This window comes from Pseudomonas sp. BT76 TE3572 (assembly GCF_050435365.1).
Taxonomy (GTDB): domain Bacteria; phylum Pseudomonadota; class Gammaproteobacteria; order Pseudomonadales; family Pseudomonadaceae; genus Aquipseudomonas; species Aquipseudomonas fluorescens_W.
Map to the genome: position 1 here is coordinate 810,354 of NZ_JBNDKE010000001.1, position 17,125 is coordinate 827,478.

The 17,125-nt window shown below is 58.7% G+C and carries 13 protein-coding genes; 2 read left to right on the plus strand and 11 right to left on the minus strand.

What is annotated here, in order from left to right; all coding sequences use genetic code 11:
- Positions 1-50: 50 nt before the first annotated feature.
- Complete coding sequence (locus tag ABH912_RS03770; RefSeq protein ID WP_008145787.1) at positions 51-1,700, minus strand: cation acetate symporter; 1,650 nt, start codon at positions 1,698-1,700, stop codon at positions 51-53.
- Entirely contained in the window at positions 1,697-2,026 is a 330-nt protein-coding gene (locus ABH912_RS03775) for a DUF485 domain-containing protein (RefSeq protein ID WP_008145786.1), read from the minus strand. The genes ABH912_RS03770 and ABH912_RS03775 overlap by 4 nt, the downstream gene beginning before the upstream one ends.
- Positions 2,027-2,423: 397 nt before the next feature.
- Between ABH912_RS03775 and ABH912_RS03780 the strand changes: the two genes are divergently transcribed.
- A complete protein-coding gene (locus ABH912_RS03780; RefSeq protein ID WP_033062215.1) occupies positions 2,424-3,374 on the plus strand; it encodes a LysR family transcriptional regulator in 951 nt (316 codons plus the stop codon).
- Between the two features lie 53 nt (positions 3,375-3,427).
- Positions 3,428-4,456: an AraC family transcriptional regulator gene (locus tag ABH912_RS03785; protein ID WP_429509657.1), complete on the plus strand. Its 1,029-nt coding sequence runs from the start codon at positions 3,428-3,430 to the stop codon at positions 4,454-4,456.
- Between the two features lie 79 nt (positions 4,457-4,535).
- Here ABH912_RS03785 and ABH912_RS03790 read toward each other — a convergent pair whose 3' ends face one another.
- From ABH912_RS03790 to ABH912_RS03830, 9 genes are all read right to left on the minus strand, one after another.
- The gene (locus ABH912_RS03790) at positions 4,536-5,459 is read right to left on the minus strand and encodes a transporter (RefSeq protein WP_429509658.1); all 924 of its coding nucleotides are present in this window, start codon (positions 5,457-5,459) and stop codon (positions 4,536-4,538) included.
- A 107-nt stretch (positions 5,460-5,566) separates the two neighbouring features.
- On the minus strand, positions 5,567-6,751 hold the full coding sequence (locus ABH912_RS03795) for a serine hydrolase domain-containing protein (RefSeq protein ID WP_429509659.1): 1,185 nt from the start codon (positions 6,749-6,751) through the stop codon (positions 5,567-5,569).
- 330 nt (positions 6,752-7,081) lie between these two features.
- A complete protein-coding gene (locus ABH912_RS03800; RefSeq protein ID WP_429509660.1) occupies positions 7,082-7,870 on the minus strand; it encodes an SDR family oxidoreductase in 789 nt (262 codons plus the stop codon).
- 60 nt (positions 7,871-7,930) lie between these two features.
- Positions 7,931-9,478, minus strand: coding sequence for an amino acid ABC transporter permease/ATP-binding protein (locus ABH912_RS03805; protein ID WP_429509661.1), 1,548 nt, complete (start codon positions 9,476-9,478; stop codon positions 7,931-7,933).
- Positions 9,479-9,542: 64 nt separating this feature from the next.
- Complete coding sequence (locus tag ABH912_RS03810) at positions 9,543-10,337, minus strand: ABC transporter substrate-binding protein (RefSeq protein ID WP_429509662.1); 795 nt, start codon at positions 10,335-10,337, stop codon at positions 9,543-9,545.
- Between the two features lie 44 nt (positions 10,338-10,381).
- Positions 10,382-11,452, minus strand: a complete 1,071-nt coding sequence (locus tag ABH912_RS03815; protein WP_429509663.1) for an isopenicillin N synthase family dioxygenase — start codon at positions 11,450-11,452, stop codon at positions 10,382-10,384.
- A 14-nt stretch (positions 11,453-11,466) separates the two neighbouring features.
- Positions 11,467-12,318 carry a sugar phosphate isomerase/epimerase family protein gene (locus ABH912_RS03820; RefSeq protein WP_033062116.1) on the minus strand — a complete coding sequence of 284 codons (852 nt, stop codon included), beginning with the start codon at positions 12,316-12,318 and terminating at the stop codon, positions 11,467-11,469.
- 482 nt (positions 12,319-12,800) lie between these two features.
- On the minus strand, positions 12,801-15,821 hold the full coding sequence (locus ABH912_RS03825; RefSeq protein ID WP_429509664.1) for an EAL domain-containing protein: 3,021 nt from the start codon (positions 15,819-15,821) through the stop codon (positions 12,801-12,803).
- Positions 15,809-16,828: a substrate-binding domain-containing protein gene (locus ABH912_RS03830; RefSeq protein WP_033062216.1), complete on the minus strand. Its 1,020-nt coding sequence runs from the start codon at positions 16,826-16,828 to the stop codon at positions 15,809-15,811. The genes ABH912_RS03825 and ABH912_RS03830 overlap by 13 nt, the downstream gene beginning before the upstream one ends.
- Positions 16,829-17,125 lie beyond the last annotated feature (297 nt).

The window sequence follows — 17,125 nt, forward strand, 5'->3', positions numbered from 1 at the left end:
CAAAGGAGCGGACTCGCGCTCGGGGCTGTTGACCCCGCAAAGCTGCAGCGTTAGTGACTGCTGGCCATGGCAGCGCCCAGGCCCGTCTGGGCGCGGACGAACTGATCGGCATAGGCCGCGCGCTCGCGGTCGGCGCGCTCGCTGCGGTCCAGCTTGGACGCCACCACGATGACCAGGAAGGCCAAAGGCATGGAGAACAGTGCCGGCTGATCGTAGGGGAAGATCGCCTGGGCATGGCCCAATACGCCGACCCACACCGACGGCGAGCCGATGACCAGGGCCAGGGCGCTGATCAGGCCAGTCAAACCGCCATAGAGGGCGCCACGGGTGGTCAAGCCGCCCCAGTACATGGCCATGATCAACACCGGGAAATTCGCAGAAGCCGCGATGCCAAACGTCAGGCCGACCAGGAAGGCGATGTTCTGGCCCTCGAACAGAATGCCGAGGGAAATCGCGACGATGCCCAGACCGACAGTGGCGATGCGCGAAACGCGCATTTCCTGCTTCTCGTCGGCCTTGCCCTTCTTCAATACCGAGGCATAAAGGTCGTGAGAGATGGCCGAGGCGCCAGCCAGTGCCAGGCCGGCCACCACAGCAAGAATGGTGGCGAAGGCCACGGCGGAGAGGAATCCGAGAAACAGGTTGCCACCCACTGCCTTGGCCAGGTGCATGGCCACCATGTTGCCGCCGCCGATCATGGCGCCGCCGAGCTTACCGTCGACATAGTACTGCGGGTCTGTGCCGACGATGACAATGGCGGTGTAGCCCAGGATGCAGACCACCAGGAAGAAAAAGCCGATGAACACCGTGGCGAAGAGCACCGATTTGCGCGCCTCCTTGGCATTGGGCACGGTGAAGAAACGCATCAGGATGTGCGGCAGGCCGGCGATGCCGAAGACCAGGCCGAGTGACAGTGACACCGCGTTGATCGGGTCGGCCAGCAAGGTGCCCGGGCCCATAATCTGCACGCCGCTGGCATGCACCGCCACGGCTTGGGCGGCCAGCGTCTCGAAGCTGAAGCCGAAGCGACTCAGGGCCAGCAGCATCAAGGTAGTGCCGCCGGCCAGCAGCAGGACCGCCTTGGTGATCTGCACCCAGGTGGTGGCGAGCATGCCGCCGAAGATCACGTAGACCAGCATCAGCAGGCCGACCACCACCACCGCCGTGCGGTAGTCGAGACCGAACAGCAGCTTGATCAACTGACCGGCACCGACCATCTGCACCACCAGGTAGCAACACACCACCGTCAGCGAGCCGAGGGCGGCGAAGCTGCGCACGCGAGTTTGATCCAGGCGGAAGGAGACGATGTCGGCGAAAGTGTAGCGACCCAGGTTGCGCAGGCGCTCGGCCATCAGGAAGGTGACGATGGGCCAGCCGACGAAGAAGCCAATGATATAGATGAAACCGTCATAGCCCTTGGCGAACACCAGGCTCGAGAGACCCAGCAAAGTGGCCGCCGACATGTAGTCACCAGCGATCGCGAGGCCATTCTGAAAACCCGTGATACCGCCACCGGCGCTGTAGAAGTCGGCGGCGGAGTGCGTGCGACGGGATGCCCACCAAGTGATCAGCAAGGTGGCAAGGACGAAGACGAAGAACATGCCGATGGCATGCACATTGAGCGGTTGCTTCTCCGCGGTGATAGTTGCGGCGTTGGCCAGCAGGGGGCTTAGGGCGAGAAGGGCGAGTAGGCGTTTCATGCGCGGGTCTCCAGGAGGATCTGCGCGCTGAGCGCGTCGAAACGGGTGTTGGCGGTGTTCACGTACCAGGCGGTAAGCAGCCAGGACAGCAGGATAATTGCCACGCCGATCGGCATGCCGAGGCTGAGATGACTGCCGTCGTACAGTGGCAGGTGCAGCCAGGCAGGTGCGAAGGCCACTACCATGATGAAGCTGTAATAGACAGCCAGGACCGCGGCGCTCAGTGACCAGGCCAGCAGCGCGCGCTGGCGGGTGAGTCGCTGGAACTTGGGATTGGCCCTGACCTGGGCGCAGGTCTGGGCGTGGTTCGGATGGTCAGTCGTCATGATGAGGCTCCGCTTCTAATTGTTGTTGTATGTCGGCCTTTTGAGGGGCGTACGGGTACCCGGGCGACGTCCCGAAGCGGAGCGTCACCTGAATGCTGCTGGAGTCGTATCTGCCCTTGCGATCTTCCGGAGGCGAGGGATGTTGAAATGGCACCGGTCAGGTGCCGACAGGGAACCCGCCTATGAGCTCTCGACGGGTCCGAATGTGGCAGTGGTTGCGCTGTCGCACAGCTGCCTGTTTCGGCTTGAAAGCAGTGTTTTTTTCCTGCATTCATGCCGTCAGCCCTGATTGAAAATTGGGCGTTTCCGGTTGAGAAACGATGCTGGTCAAACCAGGCTGAATGCGAGTATATGTTGGCTAATTTCCAATATGTATTGGCAGAAAAGCCTGATGAATATGCAAAAACGCACAACCCAAAGTCATGTGAATTGGGACGATATGCGCTTCTTTCTCGAGGTCGCCCGTGCTCACACCGCGAGTGGCGCAGCACGTCGTTTGGGGGTGGACTACACCACGGTGTCGCGGCGCATCCGAGCCCTTGAGCAAAGCCTTGGCGCGTTGCTTTTCGAGAAGTCCCGAGCGTCGGGTTTTGTCATGACTGTCGAGGGGCAGCGCCTGGTCAGTCACGCCGAAACGCTGGAAAGTACGCTGCTGGCAGCCTGCGAACAGGTTTCCGGAACCACCGGGGGGCTCGCCGGGCACCTGCGCATCGGCTGTACCGAAGCTTTCGGCTCCTGTTTCATCACCACGCAGATGAGCCACTTCATCATCCACTACCCGCATATCTCCGTGGACATCCTGCCGGTCCCGCACTTCGTCAACCTGTCACGGCGCGAGGCAGACATCGCCATCACCCTGGAGCGGCCTGAGCGCGGTCCGTACGTGTGCTCGCGGCTGTGCGACTACCGACTGCGTCTGTATGCGACACCGGAGTACCTGGCCAATCATTCGCCGATTGCCAGTCGCGAGGATCTGGCCGGTCACCCCTTCGTGACCTACGTCGAGGATCTGGCCTTCAGCTTCAAGCTGCTCTACCTGAACGATCTGCTTCCCGGCGCGCACAGCCGCCTGCGCAGCACCAGCGTAGTTTCCCAGTACCATGCGGCGCTGGAAGGGCGTGCGCTGGCCATCCTGCCTTGCTTCCTCGCCGGTCGCGACCCGCGCCTGTGCGAAGTGCTGCCGGATGAGGTGGAGGTCACTCGACAGTTCTGGATGTACTACAGCGAGGACCTGCGCAAGCTCAAACGGATTACTTTGGTAGCCGACTACCTGCGCGCCTGCGCGGATCTCAATCGCCCGCTGCTGATGGGCGAGTCGCAAGCGATGGCCTACTTGCCGTCGCCCTGAGGTTGCTACTCTGATCAGCGGTTCACCCTAAAATAATAAAAACAGGTGTCTCCATGCGTCTCGACCATGCGTTGTTAACCGATGTCAGCGGCAAACCGATACGTCAGCAGCACAAAATTTTTTCAACCGATTGGGATGAAATCAGCGACTGGTCGGATCGCGTTTACATGCCCTATCGTGTGTCCCCCATAGGGCATGCCATCAAGCCGCGCGCAACCATGCATTCATCCAGGATTGGCGAGTTGACGCTGACTCGTTTTGCCTATGGCGTTGGTGTGAGCGTCGATGAATTTTCGCCCGAGGCGGGGAATGCATTACTGCTTACGACCATTCGCGGTAATGCCCGGCACTGGGCTCAGCGTTCGGTCACCGAGGATACGGCGGTAGGTGAATCCTTCATTGCCAATTGCAGTCGTGTCGATTACCGGATCGACCTCGACCCGGAGCACTTGCAATTGAATCTGACCATTCCTCATGCAGTCTTGGAGCGGATGGCGCAGCAGTGGTTTGGGTTCGTGCCCGATGATCAGTTCTGGAGACACAAGTGCGTCATCGGTGGAGTCGGTTCGAGCTGGCTAAGTCTGCTGGAGTACACGGTTCGTTGTGTGGCCGAGGCTTCCGAACACATGGCTGAAGGACGTCTGGGGGCTCATCTGGAGCAAAGTCTTTGCGTTCATTTATTGCGAGAGTGGGCGGCCCGCGCCGCGCAAGCAGGGCTTGATTTCAATAGTCCAATGAACCGGATTGCACCGCGTTATGTCCGGGCCGCTGAAGAGTTCATGAGTGCCAATGCAGCGTGCCTGCCGACGATGGCAGAGGTTGCCAGTGCCGTTGGGACCAGTGTGCGGGCATTGAGTGGGGCCTTCTCGCGTTTTCGCGGCATGACGCCCGGTGCGTTCTTGCGCGAGCAGCGGTTGCAGGGTGTGCGCCGGGATTTGTTGGCAACGGATCCGGCGTCGGGTACGACTGTTTCCGCCATTGCCTTTCGGTGGGGGTATCTGAACCTGGGTGAATTTGCGGGAATCTATCGCAAGCGTTTCAGTGAATTACCCTCCCAAACCTTGCAGCGCCGACTGCGCTAGCGATGCGAGGCAGGAAAGGGCACCGAGAGTGACGTCTGACTCACTCTCGGTGCCCGGGAAGCCAACCACTTGCTGTGGGTCAGAACACCCACAACAGCCGTAGGTTAACCCGCTGCTTTTCCTTGAAGCCGTTGTCGACCGATACGTCTTGGCCGTAATTGAGCAGGGCCTGGAACGTGGGGGTCATCCAGTACGATCCCCCGACACGGTACTTGCTGGTGTTGGGTTCATCGTCCTGATCCTGACCGTCAATGCGCGTCTCACCCCCCCAGAGTTGAGACGCACCGACATGCACCGACAGCTTGGGCGTCACGGCGTATCTCAGGTACGTCTGGGCTTGCCATAGCGGCTTCTGGCGTAACGTCAGGCTTTGACTCGTGAGGTCGTCATTTTTGCCAAACAGGGTCACATCGGCGGTGAGGTCCAGAGACAAATTGTCAGTGAGGCCGGTCACATAGCCCGTCTGCAATGTCATCTTCCAACGATTCTCGCCAAGGTTTAGTGCATCGTTTCGGTCATAGCTACCGGTCGGCACGAACAGGTAGGGCGCTATGCCCCAGTAACGGTTCTTCGCCGGATCATTCACGAGCCACAGGGTGGACGCCAGAATCAAGTCGCCCGTGCCATTGGCTTGTCCCAACGCGTCGTTATCGCGTGTTCCTTCCAGACGCCCGAATGGCAACAGGAACTGCGTATTGATCGTGTAGTCACCCAGCTGCTGGTAATTCGCGACGCGCAAGATGCCGATGTCCGAGTCGAGTCCCGCTTTGATCCCAACCTTGTGACCATCACTGTAAAGCGCCCGCCGCTCGGCATGCTGGAGGTAAAGCAAGCCAATATTGCTGCCGGCCGGCAGCGCAGCGGTGTATTCGCCGGCGTCCACATCGATGGCTTGGGCGTTGCCCGCCAGAGTCGCCAGCAGGAAGCCAGCACTGATTGTTGCCGTGTCAAATGCGCATTTTGTGGATCGAGCGCGCGCAGGGGTACGTGTGGAGATCTCCATGAGTCACCTGTTTTGTTTTTATTGTTTTCGCAGAAGAGGGATAGTTTTCTTGCGCCATCGCCTGGAGCCCTTGGAGGGCTCTCATGCGAATCGAATCAGGTACGGAGTCAGGTGTTCAGATTGCGGTAGGCCGCCGTTTCGAAATCCAGATAACCATTGGTCGAAACAGGGTCTACGAACGGCAATATCTGAGTGGCCCAAAAACCACCGATGCCATTCTTGCGATCGATCCAATAGAAAAGATTGGCCAACCCCGCCCACGCCAAAGAGCCCGCAGGGCGACCGGTGGGTGCGTCTTGTTCGTTGACCATGAAACTCAACGCCCATGACTTTGGCATGCCGGGGAAGAATTCCGCAGTGTGGGAAATACTCGGAATCACGCAGGGAAGGGCTTTGATTTTCAGGTTGTCGAGCCCGTTTTTTTCAGCAAAACGAATCGTCCCAGGCTTCAGGATTCGTCCGTGATCACCCTGTCCATCGTTTAGCCAGGCCCGGATGAACAGGCAATAATCCTTCACTGTCGAGAACAGGCCATGGCCTCCCATGTGCACTTCCGGTTCCTCTGGAAGGAGGGGGCCCTCGACTGCGGTCAGTGATCCGTCTTCTTCACGCTGATGCATTCCAGCCCGTCGCTGGAGCATCGATGCGGTCATGCTAAAAGCGGTATCGGTCATGCCCAGAGGCTCGAAAATACGCTGTCGCATGACGTCACCCAGACGATTGCCGGTAATGGCCTCGACCACCAGGCCGGCCCAATCCATGTTGGAGCCGTATTCCCACTGTTCGCCAGGCTCAAACAGCAAGGGCGTTAAAAGTGCCGCCAACGACCCACTGATGATGCTGGGCTGGCGACCTTCCTGGACGAGCCTGTTGTAGTTTTCGTTAAAGAATTCATAACCCAGGCCTGCCGTATGAAGCAGAAGCATCCGCGTGGTGATATGTTTTTTAGGGGCTCGAAGCCGCGGGGTGCCGTCGCTGTCAAACCCTTCGAGCACCTTCAGTTCGCCGATCATCGGCACATAGTCCCTGGCAGGCGCATCGAGATCCAGTCGGCCTTCCTCGACCAGCTGAAGCACCGCCGTGGCGGTTATCGCTTTAGTCGTGGAAAACATGGCGAAGACACTGTCGGTCGTCATTGCACCGGCTTGACCGAGCGTCCGTTGACCTGAAGCACCCTCGTAGATCAAACCGTCTCGCCCGGTGATTGCTGCGACTACGCCTGGGACGCACTGCTGTCCTGTGGTGACGGCATCGAGCAAGTGGTTGAGTGATGATGTAAAACCTGGATTCATTATTTTTATTCTCCTTAAACCCAACCCATAGTCCGCTCGGCTAGAGCCTATGGCGGGGCAGTGGTAGGACTGACTGGGCCGACGTGAAGCGAGGAGCGTCGGGCCAGTGGAGAGTAAAAAAATAAATTGAATGCGTTTGTCGGCTGCCGGCAGAGGGTGTCGGAATCAGGCACTTAATTTAAGTGCCGTGCAGGTGGGGATGTTTTGTGGTTTGACGAGTTGTCTGTGCCGCGCTTTGCCATGCAGATCAGGCACTACCGGGCGGTATCAGGGGGGGAGGGTTGGAACGGTTACGGGGCAGTGTTTACCGCCCCATAGCACCTGCGGTCTTTATTGGCTGGAGCGAACGGCCCCTCCATCAATCAACAAATTCTGCCCGGTCAGGTAGCCCGCATGGCTGCTGCAAACGAAAGCGCACAGGGCGCCGAATTCTTCGGGTGAGCCGAAGCGTTTAGCGGGAATTTCGCTGCGGCATTCGCCGAGGAATGCTTCACTGTCTTGCCCCGACTCTTGGGCAGCAGCGACCAGGTTGTCACGCAGTCGATCGGTGTCGAATGAGCCCGGTTGCAGGTTGTTGATCGTCACATTGCGACTGGCAATGTTTTCCTGTCGGGCAAGCCCTGCGATAAATCCGGTCAGACCACTGCGCGCGCCATTGGAAAGGCCCAGGCTTTCGATGGGGGACTTCACGGCACTCGATGTGATGTTGATGATTCGGCCAAATCCGCGTGACGCCATACCGTCTACCGTTGCCTTGATCAACTCGATAGGGGTGAGCATGTTGGTATCCAGCGCCTTGACCCAGGCGTCGCGGTTCCATTCGCGGAAATCCCCGGGAGGAGGGCCTCCGGCGTTGTTGATCAAAATATCGAAATGCTCATGGGCCATGAGGGCTGCTGCGCGACCCTCAGGCGTTGAAATGTCTCCGGCTACGGCGATGACAGTCACTTCAGGATTGATCGCTCTGAGCTGACGGGCTGTTTCATTCAGCGTCTGTTCGCCTCGCGCGGTGATCACCACGTTCACGCCTTCGCTGACGAGTGCCTGTGCGCAGGCTTTACCCAGGCCTTTGCTGGCCGCGCATACCAGCGCCCAGCGTCCTGCTATTCCGAGATTCATGCGTGTTTTCCTGAAAGAAGGAAGCTCATAGAGAGTGCTTGCCTACTGCAGCACCCATGCTCACGCATGGTTCGCAGTGATAGGCAGGTTTGGCGATCGAGTACTGATGCCCATGAAGCGCCGCACTCTCTCTCCTTCGGCATCGCAGCGTATGGTTTCTGGTGCAGCATCCAGCTGGATATTACCGTTCTCCATGAAGACGACCCTGTCGGAAATCGACATGGCAAAGTCCATTTCGTGGGTGACGATAATCATGGTCATGCCTTCGCTGGCAAGGTCGCGTATGACGTTCAGTACATCGCCCACCAGCTCTGGATCGAGCGCTGACGTAGGCTCGTCGAACAGCATGATGTCCGGCTCCATGGCCAAGGCACGAGCGATCGCCACGCGCTGTTGCTGTCCGCCGGAGAGCTGGTGCGGGTACTTGTGGGCATGGGCGAGCAGGCCGACTTTGTCCAGCAGCGCATAAGCACGGTGTTCGCTCAGCTCGCCCGGGATGCCGTGGTAACGCGGCGCCAACGTGACGTTGTCGAGAATGGTGCGGTGCGGGAACAGATTGAAGCTCTGGAACACCATGCCAATGTGTCGCACACCTTTGCGCAGGCGGGCGCTGTTGGGCTTGTCCGACGCTTCGATGAATTTTTCGCCGAACAACAGAATGTCGCCTGTATCGATGCTTTCCAGGCCGTTGACCGTGCGGATCAGCGAAGTTTTGCCGGAGCCGGATGGGCCAATGATCGAGATCACCTGGCCGTATTCGACATTCAGATCGATACCCATCAGCACTTGGTGCGTGCCATAGCTCTTCTGGATGTTCTTCAGTTGCAGGATGGGCGTCGTGTTGCTGGCCGCGGCTTTACGCGCAATGTCGGGTAAGGCTTCGGCGCAGGCTTTGAGCTTGGCCACGGCAGCGGTATCGAGTGTATGCGGCTTGCGGAAGTTCAGGTCCAGGTAGCGCTCCAGACGCTGCAGGAAAAAGCCGAACACGGTGACGATCAGCACGTAGTACACGCCCACCGCCGCCAGGGTTTCCATGACCAGGAAGTTGGTGGCATAGAGGCGTTGGCCGACCGTGAGGATTTCGGTCAGGGAGATGACCGAGACCAGCGACGTTAGCTTGACCACCGTGATGTATTCATTGATCAGCGTCGGCAGCGAGATACGGAAAGCCTGGGGGATCACGATCAAGCGCTGCATGCCGAACAGGCCGACACCCAGCGCGCGGCCGGCTTCCTTCTGGCCCTTGGCCACGGAGATCAGGCCACCACGGTGGATCTCTGCCATGTAAGCCGCTTCCGTGACCACCAGGGCCAGCAAGCCAGAGTAGAAGGGGTTGGACAGAATCGGTCCGCTACCGGGAAACAATTGCGGCAAGTTGTAGACAAAGACCACCAGCACCAGCAACGGGATGCTGCGGAAGAACCAGATGTAGACCGCCGCGGGAATGCGCATTAAAGGCGACTGGGACAGCTTGGCCGTGGCCAGGCCAAAGCCCAGCAGCATGCCGAGGAACCAGGCCAGGGCACTGAGTTGGACCACCGTGACGCAGGCCTTCCAGAAGTCCGGCAGGGAGAACAGGGAGATGAAATACGACCAATCGAATTGCATAGGGCACCTCGATCTGCCGCCCCGGTGCAGGGGCGGCAGATGACCAGACTACAAGGACACGTTCTTAGTGGGCAGTCGGTTCTTCCAAGCCATATTTCTTAAGAATAGCGGCGTACTCACCGCTCTTTTTGGTCTCCTCGAAGGCTTTTTGCACGGCCTGGTAGGTTTCGTCGTTACCTTTCTTGACGAAGATACCCAGGGTTTGCTGATAGATCGGGTGTTCGGTGGTGATCACGACCCGGCCATTGGTTTTTTCCGCGATCATTTTTGCAGCGCCAGCGATTTCAACCTGGGCCTGGATGTTTTTGGACAACAGGGCCTGGGTCACTTCGGGTGCGGAGGGGTACTCGCTGACGGTGATGGCGCCTTTGTTGTTCGGCACGCAGTAGTCATCGGAGAGTTTCTTGAACTCCTTGACCCAGGTGGTGCCCTGTTCCAGGCCCAGTTTCAAGCCGCACAGGTCTTCCGGTTTTTTCGCATTGATCTCGCTGCCCTTGGGCACCATGACCGCGGCACCGGTGTTGGCATAGGCGATGGTTTGGGCCTGAGTCTGGCGCTCCGGTGTGATGTACATGCCGGAAATGACCGCGTCGTATTTGGCGGAGTTCAGGCCCAGGATCAGGCTCGGGAACTTGGTGTCGACGAACTCCACCTTGGCGTTCATGTGCTTGGCCAGGGCCGCTGCCAGTTCGGGATCCGAACCCACCACGTTTTTGTCTTTGTCATAGGACTCGAAGGGTGGGTAGGTGATTTCCATGCCGACCTTGAACGTGTCTGATGCGGCCATGCTCAACGAGGCACCGAGCATACCGGCTGCCAATACAGCCAAGCTCAACAGGTTTTTTTTATTGTTTTTCATTTTTACTGACTCCGGCGTAGGTAAGGGGAAACTGAAAACTTCAATCAGGACGGTTGAGCCTGATTTTTCAAATGTCCGAAACTGGCGGGCTTGCGTGCCTTGCCTGGCAGTTGAACGTCCCCATTGGCCACCCTCTGCCGCAGATACTGATAGGTCTGCAGTGCCTGGCCATACATGTGTTCGCCGATCGTGATTTCTTCGTAGTCGTGACCTCCCTGGGCGAACCCGGGCAACGGTTTGATCTGGGTGTGATAGTCGCAGGCATAAAACAGTGGGAAGGAGTAACGCTCCTCCTTCACGCTCCGCACCCGGTGCGCAGTGGCGACGAATGCGCCTGCCGTCATCACTTCCAGCATGTCGCCGATGTTGACCACAAAGGCATCGGCAAGCGGTGGTGCATCGATCCATTCTCCGAGGTTGTTCATCACCTCAAGGCCTGGTTTGTCGGCCAGGAGGATGGTGAAGCACTCATAATCAGTATGGGCGCCAAGACCCGGTGCGTCATGGGCGGCACCGTCGAAGGGATAGTGGATCAGGCGCAGCTTGGACGGCGGGCGGGTGACCAGGCTGTCGAAGTAGTTTTCTTCCAGGCCCAGGGTCAGGGCAAAGCCGCCGAACAAACGCCGGCCCAAGGCGAAGATCGCTTCATAGTAGGCCTGCACCGACGCCTTGAAATCCGGCAGCTGCGGCCAGTCGTTGGGCCCCAGCAACGGGGTGTTGGCCAGCACCAGCGGGTCATCGGCCGGGACTTCGAAGCCGACGTCGAAGGCTTCCTTGTGGTCCGGCTTGCCTTTGGAATAGACCTCTTCGCCTTCGGGTACAAAGCCCTTGTGAGTTTGCGAGGTGCCGATGTAATGCCGCATCTTGGTGTCGAAGGGTTGGTCGAAAAAGTCCTTGGCCGCCTTGCGCAGGTTGGCGATCAGTTGCGGGTCGATACCGTGATGGGTGATATAGAGGAACCCGACCTCGCTGGCGGCGCGCCCCAATTGTTCGGCCACGGCCAAGCGTTGTTCCAGTTCGACGCTGAACAGACCGGCGATGTCGACCACCGGGATGCTATTGAAGTTGGCTTTGTGTGTGTCAGTGCTGGCGCTGTTGTTTTTATTGTCAGGCATGACGCATCGGCTCCCTAAGGATGGCTTGAGTGGTGGAAACGCTCGAAGTGTTCGCGCTCGGTCTGGCCCATCCACACGTTCAATGACCACAGGTCGGCGACCGGGACATTGGTGAAGGGCAAATGATGCAGGTAGCCGTCGGCGCCGAATTCCGGGGTCAGGGTGCTGACCTGGTAACCGCGGGCTTGCTGCGAGCGCCAGATGCTTTCCCAGTGCTGCTGATGGAAAGCCAGTTCTTTTGCATATTCGGGAGCCGCCGGGTGCGGAACCTGCGGGCCCTGGTCGTAACCGACCCGTGCCTGGATGTGGTGAACCCGCTCGATGAAAGCGCTCAGATCATCGGCCGGGTCATTCAACAGACGCTCGCAGGTCACGACCCAATGGCTGATGTCACTGGTGAACAACAGATCGGGCAGTTGCCGGATCAACTCCAGGGTCACCCAAGGGTTGAACAGCGAACGCGAGCGGTGGGTTTCGAAACTGCAGACCTGACCGTGCTTGCGCGCCAGTTCCAGTGCCTGACCGAAGAACTCCACTTGTTGTGGCAAGGACCAGCGATCATTGCCCGCCAGCACGTTGACGAAACGTGGGCCGAGCTCGGCGGCCCAGGCGAGTTTCTGATCGAGGTCATTGAGGTGAACGGCAGGGGTCGCCGACTGCTCCGGCAGCACATCGTATGCCGTGAAGACGGTGCTGATATAACCCAGACGATTGGCCTGGAGAAAGGCCGCGAACTCAGCCCGTTCACGGGCGTCCAGTGGCAGACGCGCTTCCATTCCATCAAAGCCCGCCTGCAGCAGCTCTTCAAGCGCCTGGGCCTTGCTGGCGGTGTAACCCCACAGCGTGCGGAAAATTTCCAGCTTCATCGGCAATCCTCAAAAATTCTCGGGCCTGTTGCAAAAGCACTTCGACAAAGCCAGTCGGCGACCAAGGGCCAGCAATGGCAGAGGATTTTTGAGCCGGGTCTCTGCCTGATGGGTCCCACTAAGCGCTGCCGAGGCTGGTTCGCTGTGGAGCCGATGTTAGGCATAGGCGGCGGGGTGGAAGAATCTGAAAACTCAAATGAATACTTCAGACTTTCGTCAACAAATAGCTAGCTATTCATCGCGCTTTTCAAGAGGGATTTTATCGGCGAGCAGGTGTCTACGCTGGCTATTAGCGAGGAGTGCCACTGTTACGGCATCGTTTTGAAGAGTCCCAAGCGAGAGCGGGGCGCTGATGGTCTGCTTCTGGGTCGATTGCCGTCTGTGGCGAAGGGCAGCAATCGACCAAAAACGATCATTGGAAACCGACACCGGCAACGTCTCGATGTTGCTGTTGAAAGGTTAGGGATGGGCCCTGCGCAGTATTAATGCCCGGGCATCGGACTGCTCGGGCGTTTTACATCGCGTTTTCGCCTTGCCGGGTCAGGGCCCGCCATACGGCTCGGTTGAGGCAACCGGGGCGTACGCAGTAACAGGCTGATTTCATCGCAGCTGACCGCTTTGCTGAAAAGGTGGCCCTGAATTTCATCGCAGCCGTTTTCACGCAGGAAGGTTTGCTGCTCTTCGGTTTCGACACCTTCGGCAATGACCTTGAGGTTCAGTTTGTGCCCCAACGAAATCACCGCGGTGGCGATGGCTTTGTCGTTCTCGTTGTCGGGCAGATCGCGCACGAAAGACTGGTCGATCTTGAGTCTCGCGATCGGGAAGCTTTTCAATGCGGCGAGGCTGGAGTAGCCGGTGCCGAAGTCGTCGATCGAGAGACTGATCCCCATTGATTGCAGTTCCTTCATTTTGCTGATGGCTTGCTGAAGGTCTTGCATGATCAGGCTTTCGGTCAGTTCCAGCTCAAGGTACTTGGGGTCAAGTCCGGTTTCTTGCAAGGCATGCCTCACCCGGTCGATCAGGTCCCTTTCGATGAACTGGCGTGCTGAAATATTCACCGACATCGTGATCGGCGGCCAGCCTGCATCCTGCCAGTCCTTGTTCTGTCTGCACGCGGTATGAATCACCCAGTCGCCGATGGGCACGATCAGCCCGGTCTCTTCGGCCTGCGGAATGAATTTGATTGGAGACACCATGCCGAGCTCGGGGTGCTGCCAGCGAATCAGTGCCTCTACGCCGATAATCTGACCTGACTGCAAATCCACCTGTGGCTGGTACAGCAGCAGGAACTCGTCATGGTTGAGTGCGTTTCGAAGCCCGTCTTGCATGGCGAGCTTGCCCTGAACCTTGTTATTCATCTCGCTCTTATAGAACTGGTAGCTGTTGCGACCCAGCTCCTTGGCCCGGTACATGGCGGCGTCCGCGTTGCTGAGCAACGTGTCGGTATCGCTGCCGTCGGCAGGGTAGGTGGCCAATCCCATGCTGCAGGTGACGTGGAGTGTATGTCCGCTGAGCTGAATCGGCCGCAGGATGGCTTCCTGGATTTTGTGCAGGGCTGGAGTAACGCCGTCGACGTCTGAGGGCTGGTCGAACAGGATGATCACAAACTCGTCGCCACCCAGTCGCACGACGGTGTCGGTGCGGCGTACACACTCCAGCATGCGCTGGGCGACGGTTTTCAGCAGTTCGTCTCCAGCACTGTGCCCAAGGCTGTCATTCACCAGTTTGAATTTGTCCAGATCGAGAAACACCACCGTCACCAGGCGGTTGTAGCGCTGAGCATAAAGTATTGCCTGCTTGAGACGGTCTTCGAGCAGTGTGCGATTCGGCAGCCCGGTCAGTGCGTCATGATCGCCCATATAGCGAATGCGCTTTTCGGTAAGCTGGCGTTCTATCGCAATGCCGGCAAGCGGCGTCGCCATGTTGATCAGTCGCGTCTCGGTCACGCTTGGGCTGCGTACGGTGTTGGAATACAAGGCAAACGTACCCAATACCTTTCGCTCATGGGACAGAATCGGCGTCGACCAGCAGGCGCGAAATCCATAGGGCGCAGCGGCTGCACGGTACGCCTCCCACAGCGGATCCAGCTCGATATCCGTGACGATGACCGGTTCTCGTCGATACACCGCGGTGCCGCATGAACCGACGTTCGGACCGATCGCAATCCCGTCAATGAGCTGGTTATAGGCTTTCGGCAAACTGGGGGCCGCCCCGTGCAGCAGGTGCTTGCCATCCTCATCCAGCACCAGGATGGACACCATCATCCCCTCCAGCTGGGACTCCACCAGGTGAGCCAGGCTGTCCAGGACTTCTGCTAGCTCGGTGCTTCTGGCGATCAGCTCCAGGACATGACCTTGTCCGGCACGGATGACGGCTTCTTGCTCTAATCGGCTGTTTTGCAGGGCGAGCCGCTCTGTGGCGATACTCAATTGGACCGTTCTTTTTTCCAGTTGAAGTCGGTCCTTGAGGAATTGATTCACCGCGCGAGCCATGTTGCCGATCTCGTCCTTCCCATGCTCCGCCATCATCAAATGCGTTTTGTCAGTGTGTTCCTGGCGCAATTGCCGGCTTATTTCATTCAGGCGCACGAGCACATGACGGCCCATGAAGACCCGGGTCACGAACCAGGCGAACACCAGGCTGGCGCCCAACATGATCAGCACCCATTGCTGGCTACGATTTGAGGCCTCGACCAGGCGCTGCAAGGCTTCGCGATAGTCTTCGGTGTAAGCACTGGATTGCGCACGTGCCACCGCGACCAGAACCCCGGCCTCATTCTTCAGTTCCTCGTTGAAGCGCTGTATGACGTTGTGCTGATTGATGAGCCTCAGGCGCAGGGAGAAGAGATCGGGCGTCTGCACATCAGCGTCGGGTAACTGGCCTGCGGTGCGTGACAGGTGCTCATAGCGGATCTGCAGCCGTTGCACGGCAGCACTGTCAACTGCCTGCGGCAGATCGAAAAGCAACACCGCCAGTTCCAGGCTGGCCGGGGTCTGAGTCGCGGTTAACCGGGTGGTGTGATCCTCCATGGCTTGCTCGAAGGTGACCTCTGTTTGCAGCAGGCTTTCTCGCAGCTGCGCAACGATGGTGGCGGTATTGCGGAACATCTGACTCGACTGATGCATGTCGAGTATCGCCACGCCACTGTTCGAGGCAGTCAGCTGCTGCACCAGTTGATCAAGGGCTTCAAGCTGTTCGACGGTCGCCGCATAGCTTGACCGCAGAGTGTCGGGGGAGCGGGTTGTCAGAAGCTGATCGGTCTGGCGTTCGATCAGCAAGGTACGCTGCAGCATGTCTTGCCCGTCCTGCATGCGGACCAGTCGTTCATCCGTCAGCTGGCGGGTGGCGCTGTTCGACGTGCGCAAGGCGTAGACCGCCGTTGCACCACTCGCCAGGATCAGCAGCGCCAGTGTCAGGAACGCCAGTGTGAACTGTGCGCGTAGCGATTGCGGCAATAGCCGGCGTCCGAGCCGGGAAGTAACGTCCACTGTCAGGGATTCCATTGGTGGCGATAGATGTCTCGATAGCCATTGTCAGGGTCGTACTGGAATTTCTTCCCGCCGTCGAAGGCGATATTGTCGGCATTGACCAGGTGGATCGGCGCGACGAAGCCGCTCACCGGCTGACCTGCAAACAGCCGGTTCAATTCATCCATCACTTGCCAGCCATGCAGGTTGAGCGGCTCGGCGACGGTGACGGTCTGGTAGGTTTTTGCCTGGATGCGCAAGAAAGCCGAAGCGCTGCCATCACCGGCAGACAACAGGCTGATGCCGTCGCTGGGTATTGCGGCGTTGGTCAATGAGGCAATCGAGTAGTCGAAATAGATATCGTTGATGGCCAGCGTGTGGGTCCAGCGCTTGCCATAGCGCTGAAGCAGCTCCTTGGTGATCGCCGGCATTTTCTCGCCACTTTCGGAGATTGCGACATCGCGCACTTCCAGCAACGTACATTCCTGACAGGCCCGAATGACGTCTTCCATGGCCTTGGCTTTCGCCATGGCGATGCTGTACTTGGAATCGGTCAGGATGACCACGCCGGCCTGTCCGTTTGACTGTGCCACTGCCGCCATGGCCGTGAGGCGAGCCACTTCGAGCGGGTCGGTCGTGACGTTCATGGCCACCGGTGTGCCGTCAATCGGCCCGGGTCGTGCCCCGGCGTGCCAACCAACCACCGGCACATCTCTTTTGGCGAAGAGGATCAGCGCCGCATTGTTCTCAAGGGCATCGGAGCCGCACAGAATGAGGCCGTCGGGTTTCGCTGCCAGGGCATCGGAAAAGGCCTTCGCACGCCCGGCCGATGATCCCGCGCCATCGAATATCTTCAGCGTCCAGCCCATCGCCTTGGCAGCCTCGCGAGCGCCCTGGGCGACACCGACAATTCCTCCGTTACGCAAATCTTCTGCGACAAAGGCGATGCTCTTGCCCCGCAGGGCTTGCGGGCCGGATTCAGGGCCGCTCCAGCGAACGGCTTCGAGGGTGGCCCTGGAAACGATTTCCTGCGCTTGAATCACCGTAACCGTGGCGTTTTCGACACCCGCTGCGGTTGGCAGGTTCTGGCCGAATCCGGGAGTTGCCGTGAGAAGACAGAAAAACGTAATTGAAGCCATCCAGGGCAGCCCGGGCCTGATCAGGCAGGTTCGATCACCGCCTGTGATGCCGGGTCTGGAGCCGATAACGCGATCATAGTCTGGCATGGCGTCCCTTTTTGCCAAGAGTGCAGCGTTCACTGTCCGAAAGGATAGTCGGTTCTGCTGTCATCCGGTCTTTTGTGGGTAATGTGCGCGAACTTTAGTCCTGAGCATTCAGGA